Source organism: Pontibacter sp. HSC-36F09, assembly GCF_024171605.1.
Lineage (GTDB): Bacteria > Bacteroidota > Bacteroidia > Cytophagales > Hymenobacteraceae > Pontibacter.
Window position 1 is genome coordinate 1,162,109 of record NZ_JALKAA010000001.1, and the last position, 19,197, is coordinate 1,181,305.

Annotated in this window: 9 protein-coding genes and 1 tRNA gene; 7 read left to right on the forward strand and 3 right to left on the reverse strand. The window is 52.8% G+C overall.

Going from position 1 to position 19,197, the window contains the following annotated elements:
* The first annotated feature begins 8 nt into the window (after positions 1-8).
* Both metH and metF read left to right on the forward strand, forming a co-directional pair.
* Positions 9-3,716: a methionine synthase gene (gene metH, locus L1278_RS05365; RefSeq protein WP_253401648.1), complete on the forward strand. Its 3,708-nt coding sequence runs from the start codon at positions 9-11 to the stop codon at positions 3,714-3,716.
* A 46-nt stretch (positions 3,717-3,762) separates the two neighbouring features.
* On the forward strand, positions 3,763-4,719 hold the full coding sequence (gene metF, locus L1278_RS05370; RefSeq protein WP_253401650.1) for a methylenetetrahydrofolate reductase [NAD(P)H]: 957 nt from the start codon (positions 3,763-3,765) through the stop codon (positions 4,717-4,719).
* 221 nt (positions 4,720-4,940) lie between these two features.
* Here the strand turns inward: metF and L1278_RS05375 are convergent, their stop codons facing one another.
* The 3 genes from L1278_RS05375 to hemW all read right to left on the reverse strand — a co-directional run bounded on the left by L1278_RS05375 (position 4,941) and on the right by hemW (position 7,333).
* Positions 4,941-5,711 carry a cyclase family protein gene (locus L1278_RS05375; RefSeq protein WP_253401652.1) on the reverse strand — a complete coding sequence of 257 codons (771 nt, stop codon included), beginning with the start codon at positions 5,709-5,711 and terminating at the stop codon, positions 4,941-4,943.
* Between the two features lie 3 nt (positions 5,712-5,714).
* Positions 5,715-6,134: a hypothetical protein gene (locus L1278_RS05380; RefSeq protein WP_253401654.1), complete on the reverse strand. Its 420-nt coding sequence runs from the start codon at positions 6,132-6,134 to the stop codon at positions 5,715-5,717.
* A 71-nt stretch (positions 6,135-6,205) separates the two neighbouring features.
* Complete coding sequence (hemW, locus tag L1278_RS05385) at positions 6,206-7,333, reverse strand: radical SAM family heme chaperone HemW (protein WP_253401656.1); 1,128 nt, start codon at positions 7,331-7,333, stop codon at positions 6,206-6,208.
* A 178-nt stretch (positions 7,334-7,511) separates the two neighbouring features.
* On the opposite strand from hemW, the gene L1278_RS05390 reads away from it, so the two are divergent.
* The 5 genes from L1278_RS05390 to L1278_RS05410 all read left to right on the forward strand — a co-directional run bounded on the left by L1278_RS05390 (position 7,512) and on the right by L1278_RS05410 (position 19,174).
* Positions 7,512-9,311 carry a BamA/TamA family outer membrane protein gene (locus tag L1278_RS05390; protein WP_253401658.1) on the forward strand — a complete coding sequence of 600 codons (1,800 nt, stop codon included), beginning with the start codon at positions 7,512-7,514 and terminating at the stop codon, positions 9,309-9,311.
* Between the two features lie 83 nt (positions 9,312-9,394).
* Positions 9,395-9,471, forward strand: a tRNA-Met gene (locus tag L1278_RS05395).
* 387 nt (positions 9,472-9,858) lie between these two features.
* Positions 9,859-13,545 carry a gliding motility-associated C-terminal domain-containing protein gene (locus L1278_RS05400; RefSeq protein WP_253401660.1) on the forward strand — a complete coding sequence of 1,229 codons (3,687 nt, stop codon included), beginning with the start codon at positions 9,859-9,861 and terminating at the stop codon, positions 13,543-13,545.
* Positions 13,546-13,550: 5 nt separating this feature from the next.
* Entirely contained in the window at positions 13,551-14,510 is a 960-nt protein-coding gene (locus L1278_RS05405) for a type IX secretion system membrane protein PorP/SprF (RefSeq protein ID WP_253401662.1), read from the forward strand.
* A gap of 467 nt (positions 14,511-14,977) precedes the next feature.
* The gene (locus tag L1278_RS05410) at positions 14,978-19,174 is read left to right on the forward strand and encodes an ice-binding family protein (RefSeq protein ID WP_253401664.1); all 4,197 of its coding nucleotides are present in this window, start codon (positions 14,978-14,980) and stop codon (positions 19,172-19,174) included.
* Positions 19,175-19,197: the final 23 nt, after the last annotated feature.

A 19,197-nucleotide genomic window follows, 5' to 3' on the forward strand; every position in this document is an offset into this window, starting at 1 on the left:
ACACCAACATGACTAAATCACATCTGATCTATACCTTGCTGCAGGAGCGCGTACTCGTGCTCGACGGCGCCATGGGCACCATGATCCAGCGTTACCAGCTCTCCGAAGCCGATTTCCGGGGCGAGCGTTTTAAGGATCATCCGTCTGACCTGAAGGGCAACAACGACCTACTCTCCATCACACGTCCGGATATTATTAGGGCTATTCATACCGAGTACCTCGAGGCCGGTGCCGATATTATCGAGACCAATACCTTCAGTGGTACCAGCATCGCGATGGCCGATTACGGATTGGAGCATGTGGTGTACGAGATGAACTACGAGTCGGCAAAGATAGCCCGCGAGGCGGCCAATGAGGTGGAAACCAAAGATCCGGCGCACAAGCGCTTCGTGGCAGGCGCCATCGGCCCGACTAACCGCACGGCCTCCCTTTCCCCGGATGTCAACAACCCCGGTTTCCGCGCCATCACCTTCGACCAGTTGGTAGAAGCTTACTACGAGCAAGTACGCGGACTAGTGGACGGCGGTGCTGATTTACTGTTGGTAGAAACCGTATTTGACACCCTGAATTGCAAAGCGGCACTTTTCGCTATACAAGAGCACGTAAATAACGGCGGCAAAGAACTCCCCATCATGGTATCCGGCACTATTACCGATGCTAGCGGTCGTACCTTGTCCGGGCAAACAGTAGAAGCTTTCTGGAACTCAATCTCGCATGCGCCGATCCTGAGCGTGGGCTTTAACTGTGCGCTCGGTGCTCGTCAGCTCAAAACACACATTCAGGAGCTGTCGCGTATTTCGGACTGTTTTATTAGCGCTTATCCGAATGCCGGTCTGCCCAACGCCTTTGGCGGTTATGATGAAACGGCCCAGCAGATGGGCGCTATCGTGGAAGAGTACCTGAAAGAAGGGCTGGTGAACGTACTCGGTGGTTGTTGTGGCACGACGCCAATCCACACCAAAGTAATTGCAGACCTGGTGCGCAGGTATAAGCCGCACGTTCCCACTCCCGTAGCCCCGCTCCCCCGCTACAGCGGTCTCGAGCCTCTCACGATCACTTCTGATACCCTTTTCGTGAATGTCGGCGAACGCACAAACGTGACCGGCTCCAAGAAATTCTCCCGCCTCATCGTCGACGGTAAGTTCGAAGAAGCCCTCTCGGTGGCCCGTCAGCAGGTAGAAGGCGGTGCCCAGATCATCGATGTGAACATGGACGAAGGTATGCTCGATTCGGAGCAGGCCATGGCCGATTTTCTTAACCTGATCGCCTCCGAGCCTGACGTTGCTAAACTGCCGATCATGATCGATTCTTCTAAATGGAGTGTAATTGAGTCCGGCTTGAAACGCACGCAAGGCAAATCGATCGTCAACTCTATCTCTTTAAAAGAAGGCGAAGAAGAATTTATCAGACTCGGCCGCAAGGTGCGTCAGTACGGTGCCGCCGTGGTGGTCATGGCTTTTGACGAAACTGGCCAGGCCGATACGCTGGAACGTAGAAAAGAGATCTGCGGGCGCTCCTACCGCATCCTGGTTGATAAAGTGGGTTTCCCACCACAAGACATTATTTTCGACCCGAACATCCTGGCCATCGCCACAGGTATAGAAGAGCACAACAACTACGCGGTAGATTACATTGAGGCAGTGAAGTGGATCAAGGCCAATCTGCCGCATGCGCAGGTGAGCGGTGGCGTGAGCAATTTATCCTTCTCTTTCAGGGGCAATGACGTGGTGCGGGAGGCGATGCATACCGTGTTCCTGTACCACGCCGTGCAGGCAGGTATGGACATGGGCATCGTGAACGCAGGTATGCTGGGTGTATATAGCGAAATTCCGACTGAACTGCGTGACCTGATCGAGGACGTGATCTTCAACCGCCACCCGGACGCTACCGAAAAGCTGGTTACTTACGCTGAAACCATCAAAGGCAAAGGCAAAACAGCCATCGCTGCTGATAATTCCTGGCGCGAGGCACCGGTGGAGGAGCGCCTGAAGCATGCGCTGGTAAAAGGTATAGTAGATTTTATCGACGAAGACACCGAAGAGGCGCGGCAGCAGGCAGCTAAAACTCTGGATGTGATCGAAGGGCCGTTAATGGCAGGTATGTCGGTGGTAGGTGATCTGTTCGGTGCCGGCAAAATGTTCCTGCCGCAGGTGGTGAAGAGTGCGCGCGTGATGAAAAAGTCCGTGGCATACCTGCTGCCTTTTATGGAGAAGGAAAAGCTGGCCTCCGATACCTCCAAGTCAACGGCGGGCACGATCCTGATGGCGACGGTGAAAGGCGACGTGCACGACATCGGCAAAAACATTGTGGGTGTGGTGCTGGCCTGTAACAACTACGAAGTAATAGACCTGGGCGTGATGGTGCGGCTGGACAAGATTCTGGCCGAGGCTGAAGCACATCAGGTAGATATTATCGGTCTGAGCGGCTTGATTACCCCTTCGCTGGATGAGATGGTATACGTGGCGCAGGAGATGGAGCGTCGCGGCCTGAAAATTCCGCTCCTGATCGGCGGCGCCACTACTTCCCGGGTACATACAGCCGTGAAGATCGCACCGCAGTACAGTGGTCCGGTGATACACGTGCACGATGCCTCGCGTAGCGTAACGGTGGTAAGCAGCCTGCTTGGCAGCGAGCGCGACAGCTATATTGCAGAGATCAGAGCCGAGTACGAAAAGCTGCGCGCAGACCACCTGAACCGCACCAAAGACCGTGCTTTTGCAACCATAGAAGAGGCGCGTGCCAATAAGTATCAGGTGAACTGGGCTGAAACGGAGGTGACCAAGCCAGGCTTCATCGGCAACAAAGTATACACCAACTACCCATTGGCTGAAATTGTGCCTTACATCGACTGGACGCCTTTTTTCCATACCTGGGAGCTCAAGCGGCAGTACCCGAAAATTCTGAACGATCCGGAACTGGGAGTGGAAGCTACCAAACTATTTGCCGACGCACAGGCCATGCTGCAGGAGATTGTGGACAAGCAATTGCTCGAAGCGCGCGCTGTAGTGGGTTTCTATCCCGCCAACGTATACACCGATGATACAATTGAGGTATACACCGACAATTCACGTGAAAACGTGCTGACCGAGTTCCATACCTTGCGGCAGCAGGGCAAGAAAGGAGCTAATGTGCCAAACCTTGCCTTCTCCGATTTTCTGGCTCCGAAAGAAACAGGTATAGCCGACTACATCGGCGGCTTTGTGGTGTCGGCAGGTTTTGGCATCGAGAAACTGTTGGAGCAGTACGAAGCCGAGCATGACGATTATCGCAGCATCATGGTGAAAGCGCTGGCGGATAGACTAGCCGAAGCCTTTGCTGAGCTGATGCACCTGAAAGTGCGAAAGGAACTGTGGGGCTACGCACCGGACGAGCAGCTGGATAACGAGGGCCTGATCAAGGAGCAATACAAAGGTATACGCCCGGCTCCTGGCTACCCCGGCTGTCCAGATCACACCGAAAAGATCACGCTTTTTAACCTCCTAAATGCAGAAGAAGCCGGTGTTATCCTGACCGAGAACCTGGCCATGCATCCGGCATCCTCGGTAAGTGGCCTGTACTTCTCTCACCCGGACTCCCGCTACTTCGGCCTCGGTAAAATAGGCGAAGACCAGGTAGCAGACGTTGCGCAGCGCAAAGGTATGGCTAAAGAGGAACTGGAGCGATGGTTGTCGCCGAACCTGAACTATGAGCCGAAGCCGGTAGCGCAGCAGGTATAGCAAACCAACTATTCAACAATACAGCAATTTAACAATTCAGATAAAATTGAAAGTAACCGAGCACTTCCGGAACGCCAATGGCAAGACCTTGTTCACCTTCGAGATCCTGCCGCCGCTCAAAGGCGAGAACATGAAAACCCTGTTCAGCCACATCGATCCGCTGATGGAATTCAAGCCGCCTTTCATCGACGTGACCTACCACCGCGAAGAGTATATCTACAAATCACGGGAAAACGGTTTGCTGGAGAAGCGCAGCACGCGCAAGCGTCCGGGTACGGTGGGCATCTGTGCGGCCATCCAGAACCACTACAAGGTAGACACAGTGCCGCACCTAATCTGCGGCGGCTTCAGCAAAGAGGAAACTGAAAATGCCCTGATTGACCTGCATTTCCTGGGTATAGACAATGTGCTGGTATTGCGCGGTGATTGCGTGAAGAGCGAGCAGCGCTTCGTGCCGGAGCCCGACGGCCATACCTATGCAACAGAGCTTATCGGTCAGGTCGTGAATATGAACAAGGGCTGTTACCTGGACGAGGAGCAGGTATACCACAACGGTACCGACTTTTGCATTGGCGTAGCCGGCTATCCGGAGAAGCACTTCGAAGCACCCAACCTGACCTCTGACCTCCGCTGGCTGAAAAAGAAGATAGAAATGGGTGCAGAGTACATCGTCACGCAGATGTTTTTCGATAACCAGAAATATTTTGATTTCGTGAATCGCTGCCGCGCCGAAGGTATAAATGTGCCGATCATTCCGGGCCTGAAACCGATGACCACCAAAACGCAGCTCACCCTGTTGCCCAGCTTGTTTCATGTCGAAATTCCGTGCGCGCTGGCCGATGCCATCGAGTCTTGTACCGATAACAAAGCGGCCGCACAGGTAGGTGTGGAGTGGGCGATACAGCAGTCCAAAGAGCTGATGGAGTTTGGTGTACCTTGCCTGCATTTCTACTCCATGGGCAAGTCGGAATCGGTGCGGAAAGTGGCAGAGCAGCTGTTTTAAAGAAACCTCAACTAACTAAACCTAACCTTAAGGCTGGGGCCATTGGCTCCGGCTTTTCTTTTTCCGGGAGTTGCTATACCTGCCGCATGACCTCACGACGTCTTCAGACCCGCGAGCGTCTAACAGATCGGCCTTCGATAAATTGGTATAGCTGCGGCCATTGATTTAGACACTAGCGGGAGCTGCGCACACCGGGAGGTCTGGCAAGGTATAGCTATACCTTATAAAGCCGCGAAAACAGGGGTTAGCTTATAAAGTACCGGCTTGCTCGGGCTGGCATCGAGTTGCAGACTAGCGATCTGGATGTTGAGCAGGTATAGCCCATCTTCTACCTGGTCCGGTACATAGATCAGTTCGGTGATGGTGGCGCCGCAGCGGGTGTTTTTGGGGTATTGCCAGAAAGCGTGGTGGCAGAGCAGTTTGCCTTCGTCCAGCTCACGGTCTACGGAGGGCAGGTCGAGTAGCAGGTGCTGTATACCTTTCTCAGCCAGATACTGCCCAATGGTATGCTCCAGGTAGGGCGGGTTGGTGCCGGAATAGTGGCGGGTGAGTTTCTCGTCGGAGTTCGGCAGGGTGCGGATGATGAGCGCTTCGCATTTTATACCTTGCAGTCCGGCTTTTACATCCTCGAGTAGCACCACTTCGTCGCCGTTTTCCTGCTTTTGCGGAGTAACCGTGATGAGCTGTGCTACAAACAAGAAGCGTTTCAGGCAGTTGTGGATGGTGGCGTGCTCGTCGGCCGAAATGTGGCCGTAGCATTCGGTGTGAGTGCCGTTGCCGTGCGGCGTCAGGTGGACGCGCTTGTAATTAGTGCTTCCTCCCTGGGCCACACTTCCGACAAAATCTCCTACCCGGATCACATCGAACTGAACCGGCTCTGCCCAGAAGCACTCAGGCTGCAACTGTTTATCGTGCAGCGGCATGGAGATGTCCAGCGGCTGTGTCGGGTCGAAGGTATAGGGTTGGTCGCGGTATGTAATGGAGGCCTGCATCACTTAACTCTCATAATCCCGCAGCCAGCGCAGGGCGTCAGCATCATTTGTAAAGTTCCTTGCTTCAAAGTCTACTCCCCCCAGTGCCTCTGCCCTTGTCATCACAGACTCAAATGAGAGCCTGTTAAACACATTTTCGGGCAGCACGCGGGCCAGTTTTTTCACGCCCTGTTCCGAAAGCGATTTGTAAAAGGTAGTAGACAGCCACTCTTTGGTATGGGGAAGCAGTTTGCCAATGACCAGTGCGTTCAGCAGCAGCTTGTCAGCCTTAGATTCCTCCAGTAGCTGGCCTAACTTTTCAGAAGTCTGGAGCATCTCGCTGTGCTCCACGGGGCGCAGCCAGGTGTTTGCCACTATACCGTGCTGGCGGTCTGCGGCGATTCGGCTGATGTCGTTTTGATAAAGTGTTTCCAATAGCTGCATGGTGGTGTAGCGCGAGGCTTTTTTCCGGCTGAAATCAAATCTACAAATAAATCTGATATAATCAGCACGTGCTATTCTATCATCAGGTCCAGGGTTATTTGGTCGGCAAGCAGCTTGCCCGGGTCGGTCAGGTATAGCACGTTCGCCTCAACACGCGCCAATCCTTTCTCACTAAGCTGTTGCAGGTATAGCTGATGCTGTGACTGCACGTCGTAGCTATACCTGTCGCGCATCAGGTTCAGGTCGCAACCCCAGATGGTGCGGAGCGTGGTGAGCAGGTAGTCGTTAGCCTGGTCGGCCAGCGTGAGTTCTTCTACCTCGGCAGGTATAATGGCTTCGGCCATGGCGGCGGTATACTTGCGGTTGTTAGCCACATTGTACTGCCGGCTGTGGCCGTTAAAGGAATGCGCGCTCGGACCAACTCCCAGGTAATGCACGCCACGCCAGTAATTGCTGTTGTGTTTCGATTCGTAGCCCGGCTTGCTGAAGTTGGATACCTCGTACTGCACATACCCTTGTGCCTTCATCTGCTCCAGCAAGATCTCAAACTGCTGTGCCGTAAACTCGTCTTCCGAAGGCTTGAAAGTGCCTTTTTTGCTCCAGCGGCCAAGGGCAGTGTCGGGTTCAATGGTGAGTGCGTAACAGGAAACATGCTGCACATTCAGGGAGAAAAGGGTTTTCAGGTCCTCCAGCCAGATGCTGTGGTCCGGCGCAGGTATACCATAGATCAGATCCACAGTGATGTTGTCGAAGCCAGCAGCTTGAGCGTCTTTCACACACTGCAGGCTTTCCGTTGCATTGTGGGCGCGGTTCATCATGCGCAGGTGCGGCTCGTGGAAGGATTGCAGCCCAATGCTCAGCCGGTTTATACCTGCCGCTTTCAGTTCCTGCAGCTTCTCCGGCGACAGGTCATCCGGGTTGGCCTCCAGTGTTATTTCTGCCTCCTCCGAAACTATAAACAGCGCTTTGATGGTTTGCAGGAGAAGGTATAGCTCCGACTGGGTGAGCAGCGAAGGAGTGCCGCCACCGAAATAAATGGTGCGCACCTCCTGTCCCTGCAGGTAATCGCGGCGCAGTTCCAGTTCCCGGGCAATGGCCTGTATGGTAGCCTCTTTGTGCCCCATGGAGGTGCTGAAGTGGAAGTCGCAGTAGTGGCAGGCCTGTTTGCAGAAGGGAATATGAAGGTATATGCCGGACAAATCTTTAATTGTTAAATTGCTGATGGCTAAATTGTTGTTTCGCCTGATTATTATGCGAAGGTATGATGCAGGAATCCGTTCGGGCAGTTATACCTTTGCGAGCATAATTCGAGCGCAGGCCTCAATGTTAATAGAGAAACAATTTAACCAGTAAACAATTCAACCATTTAGTGTACAAATGTACAAAATCGCTGTCTTAGTGTGGTGCTTATTCATGTGCCTGCCCCTGCTGCAGGCGCAGGACAAGCCGCCCGTGCCACCGCAGCAGGTACAGCCACCGGCCCCAAAGCTGGTTAACCAGCCAAAGACAGCGCTCAGGGTATACACTACCGGCTCCGACCAACAGGTGCTCCGGCAGTACAACTACCGCACGCAGCTGGCCGACACCGTAGAGGCGCGCAAAGAAGTAACAGCATTGGTGCATCGTTTGCATCAGGACGCCTACCTGCTGGCCTCTGCCGACAGCTCCTACAAGCGCAATGATACGCTCCACGTGAAACTGCACATCGGCAAGCGCTTTGATTGGGCTGAGCTGCGCAACGGCAACCTGAGCGAAGGTATACTGGTAGTGTCCGGTTTTCGGGAGAAGTTTTACCGCAACGTACCTTTTAAACCAGCCGAATATGCCCGGCTGCAGCAGCGCATCCTCGACTACGCCGAGCGCAATGGCTATCCCTTCGCCTCCGTCTGGCTCGATTCCATTCAGATAAAAGACAACAAAATATCGGCCGCTCTGATGGTTGAAAAAGCCTTTGTGGTAACCTACGATACGCTGCAAGTGATGGGTGGCAGTAAAACGCAGCCTAAATTCCTGATGCGCTACCTGCAGCTTTACCCAGGCCAGCCTTATAATCAGGATCAGGTGGAGGCCTCGCAGCGGATGGTCACCACGCTGCCATACCTAAAGGTGGTGCGCCCTCCGCAGGTACAGTTTTTCCGGGACAAGGCAAAAGTAGTTTACTTTTTAGAAGACCGACAGACAAACCAGATAGACGGTGTAGTCGGTTTCCTGCCTGACCCGAGTCGCTCCGGCAACAAACTGCTTATTACGGGCGAGGCTAACATGAACATCCGCAACATCAAAGGCAGCGGCAAGCAGCTGGGGCTGCAGTGGCGTCGGGTTAATAAAGGCTCTGTCATCCTGAACGGCGAGTACCTGCATCCTAATCTGTTCGGTACACCTTTCGAGTTGGGCACGCGCTTCGGGCTGCTCAAGCAGGATTCCAGTTTCATTACCATACAACCGCGGGTACAGCTGGCTTATAACACCATCCGGTACGGGCGCTTCAGTGTATTTACGGAGTGGCGCAACTCCCGCATTCTTTCTACGGCCAGTCCGCAAAGCCTCCGGGCACTCGATCTGGCTGACGCCCGCACGAACACCTACGGACTGAACTACCTTTGGAACAATCTGGATGACTTCTATTTTCCCCGCAAAGGTCGCTTGGTGGAACTGCAGTTGGCGGCAGGCCGCAAGAAGCTGCTGCGCAACCCAAATCTGGAAAAGGAGTTTTACGATACCCTGGAGGTAAACACGACCCAGCTCAGTCTGGGTGTACGACTTGAGAACTTCTTTCGGGTAGGAAAAAACAGCGCCCTGCTGGCCAGGGTTCGGGGTGAAGCGCTACTCAATGATCAAATCTTCCTCAACGACATGTACCGCATCGGGGGGCTGGCTTCTTTAAGAGGTTTTGATGAGTACTTCTTCTTTGCCTCCACCTATGGTATCGGTACGCTGGAATATCGCTTGTTCACAGCCGAAGATTCCTATGTGCTGCTTTTCTACGATCAGGGCTATTACCGCAGCGACCTGGAGCAATCGAAAGCCGAAGGCCTGCCGCTCGGGGTGGGCGGAGGCATCAGCTTCAGTACCGGCGCAGGAATTTTTCAATTAGTGTATTCTGTCGGAAAATCAGAACAGCAGCCTATGTCGCTGAGAGCCTCGAAGATACACTTCGGAATCACCAGTAAATTCTAGCTTCTTACAATTTTTTTGAGGTTTTTAGCAACCAAAGCTTGCGTAGTAAGTATGTTTATACTACTTTTGTAACACAATAACAGTGCGGGATGGAGCAGTTGGTAGCTCGTTGGGCTCATAACCCAAAGGTCACAGGTTCGAGTCCTGTTCCCGCTACCCAAGAAAGCCTTGAATCGGAAACGGTTCAAGGCTTTTACTTTTTTTATCCCTTCTTCCCAATTCAAATAGGTACTAGCTCGCCACTCAATTCCTCCATAAATATTATTGCTGCTATATTTAAACAGAACTATACCTCTTGACGTAAACAAGGGGCTCCTGCTATAGAGAAATAACGAGGCAAAGCCTAAACATAAAAGTGTTTAGTTTGTAAGCCAATTCTGAGGAGTGACTTTATCAATCGGTGGTTAGAGTATATATACTGGTATTTGATTGTTTTACTTATATTTAAGCAATATTAGCTTTAAAGTCATGCTCTGATAAATCATAATGAAAGGTTATATCGTTATAGTTTCAGTACAGCCAAATTTCACCCTTTAAACCTGATCCGATGCGCCAACTGCTACCCAGGCATCTGTTCTTTAGTTTGCTTGCTTCTTTATTGCTATTAAGTGGTCCTGCCTGGTCAGCGCCTTGTCCCACTACCGTGCAGGTGGATGGGCGTACCGTTTTATGTGAAGGTGAAACAACAACTTTAAGAGCCCCAGAGGGAGCTGGCCTTTCTTATCTGTGGTTCAAAGATGGTGTTCAGACAGGAGCCACAGGCAGAGAGTTGCAGGTTACCGAAACAGGCAGGTATAAGGTACAGGTTTCAGGTAGCGCCTGCGATACAAACACTTCCTCTGAAGTGCCCATAACAGTTAATAGTCGCCCGGCACTACCTGACTTTACAATTGATCCGTCAACTGCCCCCTGTTCAGGAGATACCGTTACTTTTGAAATAATCAATGCATCTCCAGACGAAACTTACACGTGGACACTAGGGGACGGTTCTAATGGTCGTGGTCCTAGGGTAAGACATGTTTATAACGAGCGGGGCACAGGCATTGCAACTTTCGATGTGACAGTACTAGCTACAAGCACAATCACCAGCTGCCCTGCCCCAGCACCTGTTACAAAGCCGGTGCAGATTCGCCGATTACCTGAAATTTCCTTTACAGAAGAGAATAACTTCCTCACCTGTCTGCCCGACACTGTGGCAGATGCTGATATCAGCGTGACAGCCACAATCACCAATACGACCCAGGAGCCCGCCCTAAGTGACATTCGCAGCTACTTTGTAGATTGGGGCGATGGCAGTGCTCCGGTGCAGTACCGCCCATCTGATTTTCCGATCTCCAACCCAAACCCATTTACCGCAGTCGGGGACTATACTATTATAATCTCGGCCGTGGCTGGCAATGGCTGTACGGAACCATTCACGCAGGTATACAGTGTGAGCAAAGAGCCAAAGGCCGGGTTCTCGCTGGGCAAAAAGCGAGCGGATGAAAATCAGCAACCCCCTTGTGTGCCCGTCATTGTGACGCCTGAAGACTCTGCTACTGGTGGAGGGCTAACCTATGTCTGGTCCGTAACACCAGATCAGGGCTATGTCTTAGAATCAGGTAGCCTAACGGAAGCCAATCCTGTTTTCCGGTTCACAGAGTCCGGGGTGTATACCATTGAGCAGATCGTAACCAACGGTTGCGATGCAGACACAGCTTCGCAAGGTATCGTAGTGGGGTGGCCCCAGGTACAGCCGCCTGCCGGTGGCGTATTTTGCGGCCCGACCCGGATCGACTTGAGTGCGAGCGGGCCAGGAGGCGCTCCGGGTGGAGGTGGTGGCGGAGGTCTGTTTATCGATAAGAACCTCGGCGAGGAAATCACCGTGACCATCTCCATCAACGGACCGAAGGGGCCGACGACCAGAACCTTTAACTCGGAGACTTTCAGTTACGCGTATGATTTTGACCGACCCGGCACCTATACCATTGCCGTGGAGGCAGTGAATGAGTGCGGCAGCTCCAATGCCATTTTCCAGGGGCAACCACAGCCGCCGGTGCAGGTAGTCATCCTGCAGCAGCCTGGATTGCCGACCATAACCAGCCCGGGCATCGTCTGCGAGGGCGATTCTGTGGAACTGACCCCAACCTCGACGGCACCGTCTTTTGCCTGGTTCGATACCGATGATCCGAATGCAACCCCTATTTTTATCGGTAACACCTTTGTGACGCCTCCTCTGCCTGGTGGCAGTAACAACTTTTATGTCGCCGCCCGTGACTCAGCACAAGGTATACTTTGCACAGGCCCACGCAGGCAGGTGACCGTTACGGTTAACCCACGCGTGACCAACAACCTGATTGATATTGGAGGGCAGCAAACAGGCAGTGTGTGCGTAGGCGGCGTGTCAGCGGAGCTGACGGGCAGCAGGCCATCCGGCGGCGATGAAACCACACCTTACAGCTATACCTGGCTAATAAGTACAGCAGGGCCAGACCGGGGTTTTGCGGCAGCTCCCGGCGTAAATAACAACCAGAACTATACCCCAACTCAGCCAATTAACGCCACTACCTGGTTCAGGCGTGTCGTCCGTTCTGCTAGCTGCTCCCCTGACTCCAGTAACGTGGTCGAGGTAGTGGCAGTGGAGCCAGTACCTCCTAGCGCGAACGTTGTTACACCAGCGCTGCAGGAGATCTGTGCGGGAGATTCACCAGCGCAGTTGGTTGGCTCACCGCCAAGCGGCGGAACAGGTGGTCCTTATACCTACCGCTGGGAAGTAAGCACGCTCGGGCCAAATACAGGATTTGTGGCAGCCTCAGGAGCTAATAACGGTGAAAATTACGAGCCCCCTACCAATTTATCGGGTGACTCATGGTTCAGGCGTGTTGTGACTTCAGGGGCCTGCGATTCTCCTTCAGAGGCTGTTCGCATCACTGTTTTCCCAGCCCTTGCCAATAACACCATCACAGCGTCAACCCAGGACGAATGTTCTGGTGCCGCGCCAGGCTCCATTACGGGTACAGCCCCATCAGGTGGCAGCGGCAACTATACCTATGAGTGGCTTACTAGTGGTACAGGTACGGCCGGCAGTTTCGTGCCGGCACCGGGCACCAACAATCAGCAGAGCTATACCCCAGGCGCTATCACACAAACTACCTTCTTCCAGCGCGTGGTGCGGTCCGGACAATGTACACCTAGCGAAAGCAATGTGGTGGAAATCCGTATACGTCCGGCCATTACAGGTAACGCGATTTCCGCAGCGCAGGAGATTTGCTCAGGTACACAGCCGGCGCCTCTGACGGGCACTACGCCTTCTGGTGGTAGCGGTGGATTCACCTATCGTTGGGAAAGTAGTATTAGCGGACCAACTGCGGGCTTCAATCCTGCAGCAGGTCAGAATACGGGTGCAGGCTATACCCCTCCTGTGCTCACCCGCGACACCTGGTTCCGACGGGTGGCTATTTCGGCAGGTTGCGAGAATCCTTCAGAAGCAGTACTGATTTCGATGCTGCCATTGCCGAATGCCCCTATTCTGACAGTGCAGGATGCCCGCGCCTGCGTGGGTGAACCTGCAACACTAACTGTAGCCAATGCCAACGGCAATACGACAGAGTGGTATGACGCTCCGACTGGCGGGTCACCGCTCTTTGTAGGGACAACCTTTGTCACGCCAGAACTAACTCAGAATTCCACTTTCTATGTGCAGGCCAGAAACAGTAACAATTGCGCCAATGCAACCCGCACGTCAGTTAATGTAACCATCGTAACACCAGTAGCAGATGCCGGTCCGGATGTAGAGATCATTCAGGGGCGTCCGGCAGAGCTACGTGCCACCGGTGGGGTGTCGTATGCGTGGGAGCCTGCAGAAAGCCTGAGTAATGCCAATGTCGCCAATCCGGTGGCCAGGCCTGATGTGACAACCACCTATACCGTGACCATCACCACTGAAGAAGGCTGTACAGCTACCGACGAAGTGACTGTGACGGTTATACCTGCCATCACGGCGCCGAACGCCTTCTCGCCAAACGGCGACCGTGTGAACGATGTGTGGGAAATCGGGAACATACAGAACTACCCGGATGCCCGCATTGAGATCTTTAACCGCTGGGGTAACCAGATTTTCAGTTCAACTGGCTATGCAACCCCGTGGGACGGCACCTACAATGGCGAATCGCTTCCGGTGGCCACCTATTACTACATCATTTATCTCAACAGCTCCGAAAAACCAATTTCAGGGCATGTGACCATTATTAGATAATGACTATGAAAAAGCTGTCTCTCCTGTTGGTTGTATTGGTAGGTGTTGTTACGCAGGCTTTTGCACAGCAGCGTCCGCAGTACAGCCAGTACATGGTCAATAACTTTCTGCTCAACCCCGCCCTGTCAGGTATAGAAGATTACGCTGACATACGCATCAGCAACCGACAGCAGTGGGTGGGGCTCGATGGAGCACCTGTTACATACTATGTCTCTGCCCACATGCCGTTGAACAAAGGCACGGCCAGTACCAAGTATGCTAAGGCGCTGGCGCACCATGGGGCAGGTATCATCTTACACACCGATAAGACGGGCCCGTTGCGCAGAACAGGACTTTCGGGTACGTATGCATACCACCTGCCTGTTACGCGCACCATCAACGTGTCGGCTGGTGTGGCGGCTGGCCTTATCCGCAATACCATTAACAGTTCAGAACTGGAGTTTACTAACCCGGCGGAGCCGTTGATAGGCGGTGGCCGCGTGAATCAGAATGTGCTGGATCTTTCGCTGGGGCTGTGGGTGTACTCCCGTAACTTCTCGGTGGGCCTTGCCGGGGCGCAACTGCTTGAGAACGCCGGCACTTTTCGCTCCTCCGAGGAAAGCAACGTGGCACTTGACCTGCAGCGGCATTACTTCCTGACGGGCAGTTACCGCATTGCGCCCGGAGGCTCTATCGACATCATTCCATCTGTCATGTTCAAGCTGGCCGCACCAAGTCCGCTCTCGGTGGATGTGAACCTGCGTGCACTTTACGATGAGCGCTTCTGGGTAGGTGCCTCTTACCGCCACAACGATGCCATTGTAGGTATGGTAGGCGTTTACGTCAGCCCGCTTATTGACATCTCATACTCTTACGATGCCACCACATCAGGCCTCAACCGGGTAAGCGCCGGAACCCACGAGGTAGTAGTAGGTTTTAAACTGCTCAACGACCGCCGTATTATCTGTCCGCAATGGGTATGGTAAGCTAAAAACGCATTTTTTAATTTAGTACAATTTAGAGAGAGCTGGTACAGGAATATTTTTTTTATGTTACTGATACAGAGTGTGCCCGATTGTGTCTACTTTTGCAGGCAAGTCTGAAAAATACTATTTCAGGATTGCCTGAATAAGCGAGACAGGCTTATGATCAGGGTTGGGTGACGAATGTGCAGAAGAGAAGTGTGTCGGATAGGACTTTGCCGCAATTAAGTTTAAACTTTAACTTAAAATTTGGTACTTAACAAATTTTGTTAAATTTTAGAGCTTAATATAGCCCTAAATATATGCAATATACTTTCGAAGCTTCTGAATGTACTTTTTAAAGTATATACTTGCAGGTTAATTGGCTAAGTGGGATGAAAAGAAAAGAGCTTCGGGAATGGCTTTCCGTAGCTGCAAATTGTTGAATATTAAACGCCAGGTTCTATAACAAACTTATACTCATTGACTTCATGACAAGCTTCTTAAGTAGAGCCCTGCTCTTAGTGCTAGGCTTATGGCTGGTTGCATTTGGCGTACATGCGCAACAAGCGCCCACACTGGGGGCCTTTTACGACTATAACGTTGTAGGCGGCGATAGGGTTGTCAATCAACCTAACACGAACACAATTGTTCGCGCAAAAGTAGCCTCGGTCAGCAAACTAGCTCAGAACTTTAACACAGGCGCAGTCTGGCGCGGCATCGAGAACATGAATGCCGCCGCTAACGATGCCCTTGCCGCAGCCACATCAGTATATAATACAGCCGCTGCTGCAACTCCCACTTCAACATTAACCAATCCAGAACTTGGCGGCCGTACCTATACTGCAGGTGTATACCTGTTTAATGGCAATGCTACTGTCTCCAACGATATTACACTGGATGGAAACAACAATCCCAATGCGGTTTTTATCTTTATCGTCAAAGGCAGCCTCAACATAGGAGCCGGTGTAGACATTGAGCTCATCCGTGATGCTAAAATCGGCAACGTATTCTGGGTAGCAGAAGATGCGATAACGGTAGGTAATGGTGCAGAGATTAAGGGCCAATACCTGGCAAAGCAAGCTGTTACAATAGGAGACGGCTCGATTGTTCGCGGACGCGTGGCTTCCTTGCTAAGCGAGGTTAGGCTGAACAACAACAACTTCTTCCTGCCAACTGACCTGGAGATCAAAATACAAAAGACAGAAGGCGACGCCGGTGTTGACCGCTACATTGTAGGCCAGACGATCACCTATACCTTCACAGTCACCAACAAAGGTCCGGTAGATGACGAAAACGTACGCGTAACCCCTGTTCTCTTTTCTGGCGTCAACCATACCTTTGCAACAGACGCCCCTAACTCTACCTTTTCGTTTGTGAACGGCAACTGGGTATGGAACATCGGGAGCCTGAAAGTAGGACAAACCTACACGCTTACGCTTACGGCCACCATCAATGAAACAGGCCCCGGTTTTGTGCGCGGTACAATTTCAGGAGCGGCCGAAGACGAAATTCAGCAGAACAACACCGTTGACATTAATTTTTGTGCCGTGCTTCCGGATGCCGGTGTTATCACAGGGGCTGTTGAGCTCTGCGTGGGCACTGTCGGGGAGTACAGCATCGAGCCGGTAGTAGGAGCCACCGGCTATACCTGGAACGTGCCAAGCGGTTGGAAAATCACGAGTGGTCAGGGAACTACAAAAATCACGGTGGAGGCAACCGGCCGTAACGACGAGGCCTTTATACAGGTTTCGGTGAACAACAGCTGCGGCGCCAGCCCTCCCAGCCGTCTGAAAGTAAACAACTACCCCGACCCACCTGCCACACCTGGGCCTATTACGGCAAATGAAGGCGTGTGCGCCGGTGAAGGCGCCACCTACTCAATTGCGCCTGTTCAGGATGCTACCTCCTATGTATGGGCGGTACCTGCGGGCTGGAAGATCTTGTCCGGACAAGGTACCACGCAAATCTCTGTGAGCGTAGGAACGACAGCTGGCAAAGTAACAGTAAAAGCGAAGAACGTCTGCGGTGAGAGCCCGAATGCAGCTGAACTCGAGGTGAAGCCATTCCTGCAGGCACCTAGCCAGCCCTCCAATATTTCCGGATCAGGCACATTGCCTTTCTGCGTATCTACCGAGCGTGTGACATTCAGCGTGACAGCCATCGGCGATGTGACAGAATATGTATGGGAGTACCCGGCTGAGTGGACATTAATCGAAGGGCAGGGAACAAACACCGTTACGTTCAACCCGAACGGCGTGGGTGGTACCGTAACAGTGAAAGGCTTAAATGCCTGTGGAACCAGCCCATCACGAACTTTCAATGTCGTGCCTATCCCAGGCCCACCTGTTAACCCGGGTGATATCTCGGGAGCGTTTCCGGTTTGTCAAGGCAGTATAGGTACAAAATACTCTGTAGCGCCAGTGCCGGGAGCTACGAGCTATACCTGGTATGTGCCAGACGGCTGGACCATTACCGCAGGCCAGGGCACGAATGAAATCACCGTGTCGCTTAGCGAGAATGCCAGCGGAGGTCAGTTACGTGTGCAGGCGGTGAACAATTGTGGTGCAAGTGGCATCACACGCAAAGACGTGACGACCACAACTGGAGCCCCTACTGCTCCTGTCGCGATAAAAGGAGAAGAGTTTGGCTGTTCTGCCAAAACAACGGTTTATGAAATAGATCCGATCGCAGGTGCGCAGGGCTATACATGGACACTGCCTCCAACCTGGGTTATCAACAGTGGACAGGGCACAACCCGCATCACAGTTACGATTGGAAGCCAATCGGGCAATGTAAGCGTGATTGCGACAAACTCGTGCGGTGAGAGCAGCCCGGCAACAAAGGCTGTAAGGCCATTCCCAACAGTGCCAGCCACGCCATTCGCCATCAATGGTCCGGACGAGGTATGTATAGGACAGAGCCAGGTGGTGTATACCCTGGCGCCAGTAGATCACACCCTGGAGTATATCTGGGCAGTGCCATCCGGCTGGACCATCCTGTCCGGCCAGGGCACCACAGAAGTCGTGGTGAAAGTAGGCACATTGGCTGGCGATATTACTGTAACGGCTTCCAACCCATGCGGCAATAGTATACCTGCTAAACTGCGCGTGGCACCTGTGGCTGACGTACCAGCCCCACAGGCAGGACCAATAACCGGAAATGCGCAGTACTGCGCCGGTCTTAACCAAACCTACTCGATAGCCCCTGTGCAGGGTGCAAAATCTTACTTCTGGACCTTCCCGGGCGCAGACTGGGTGATCGTGGAAGGCCAGGGCACGACAAGCGTTACCGTGAAAGCCGGAACAACACAGGGTAAAGTGAGCGTGGCTACTGTTAACAATTGCGGAACCAGAAGCACCGCCACCGGTTTGACCGTGCAGTCAGTAGGTACAGTACCTCCCACACCATCCGCCATCGTAAGCGACAACAAGACCTACTGCGGCAATGCAACTGGTCTTACTTTCCGCATCGCTGCTGTTCCAACTGCGGTTAGCTATGAGTGGGTAGTGCCGCAAGGCTGGACGATCACATCAGGACAAGGCACTACACAGATAAAAGCAACAGCCGGAACGGCTGGCGGCGAAGTAACAGTAGTCGCTGTGAACTCATGCGGAAAGAGCCAGAGCGTTAAACTGTTGACTGAGCCTCAGCGTGCGCTTACGAATCCGGAAGCTATCAAGGGGCCGGAGCTGGCATGTGTGGGCAGAACCGATGCGGTTTACTCTATACCTGCCATCAGCGGTGCCGAAACATACATTTGGACACTGCCGACTGGCTGGGAGATACTAGAGGGAAAAGGTACCAACAGCATAAAAGTAAAAGTAGCAGGCAGAGGTGATGTGAAAGTAAAAGCCGAGAACGCCTGTGGCACCACGGCCGAAGCGACATTGACCGTTGAAGTTGTTACATCGCCGCCTCTGGCACCTACTGTCATCAGGGGAGAAACACTGACTTGCGCATCCCGCATCACGACCTACTCCATTGACGCGGTGGCAAATGCAGCTTCTTATTCCTGGAAAGTGCCGGCCGGCTGGACCATTACTGCTGGTCATGGCACTACGCAAATCACAGTACAGATAGGCACTGGCTCAGGAGAGGTAAGTGTAGAAGCCGTAAACGACTGCGACAAGAGTGCTGCAACAAAACTAGCTGTCTCAGCAAGGCCACTTCCTGTGATCAGCCGCATAGTAGACCGCACGCTGGCTTGTTCTGATATAGCCACTTTCGAGCTTGAATCGGACAGCCCAGGCGCCCTGTTTACCTGGGAAGTACCAACCGGATGGGAGATCCTTTCAGGTCAGGGTACCAGCGTCATCACAGTGATGCAGGGTAATAACAGAGGAGAGATTACAGTAATAGCAGACAACGGCGAGTGTAAGAGCGACCCGGTAACGATGATCTCAGACCCGAGTATGCGTGAAGCCAACCTGATTGTGCCAAACGTGTTCACGCCGAACAACGACGGTGAAAACGATACCTGGACAATCGGAAACCTGGCAAACTACCCGGACAACGAGGTAGTGGTAGTGAACCGCTGGGGCAATGAAGTGTACAAGAGCAAAGCTTATCAGAACAACTGGAACGGAGATAAATTAGCGGAGGGTACTTACTATTACCTGATTCGCCTCACGCTGTGCGATGGCTCTGAGAAGACCTACAAGGGTTATGTGATGATAGTCCGATAAGAAAACAAACGAATTAAGTGATT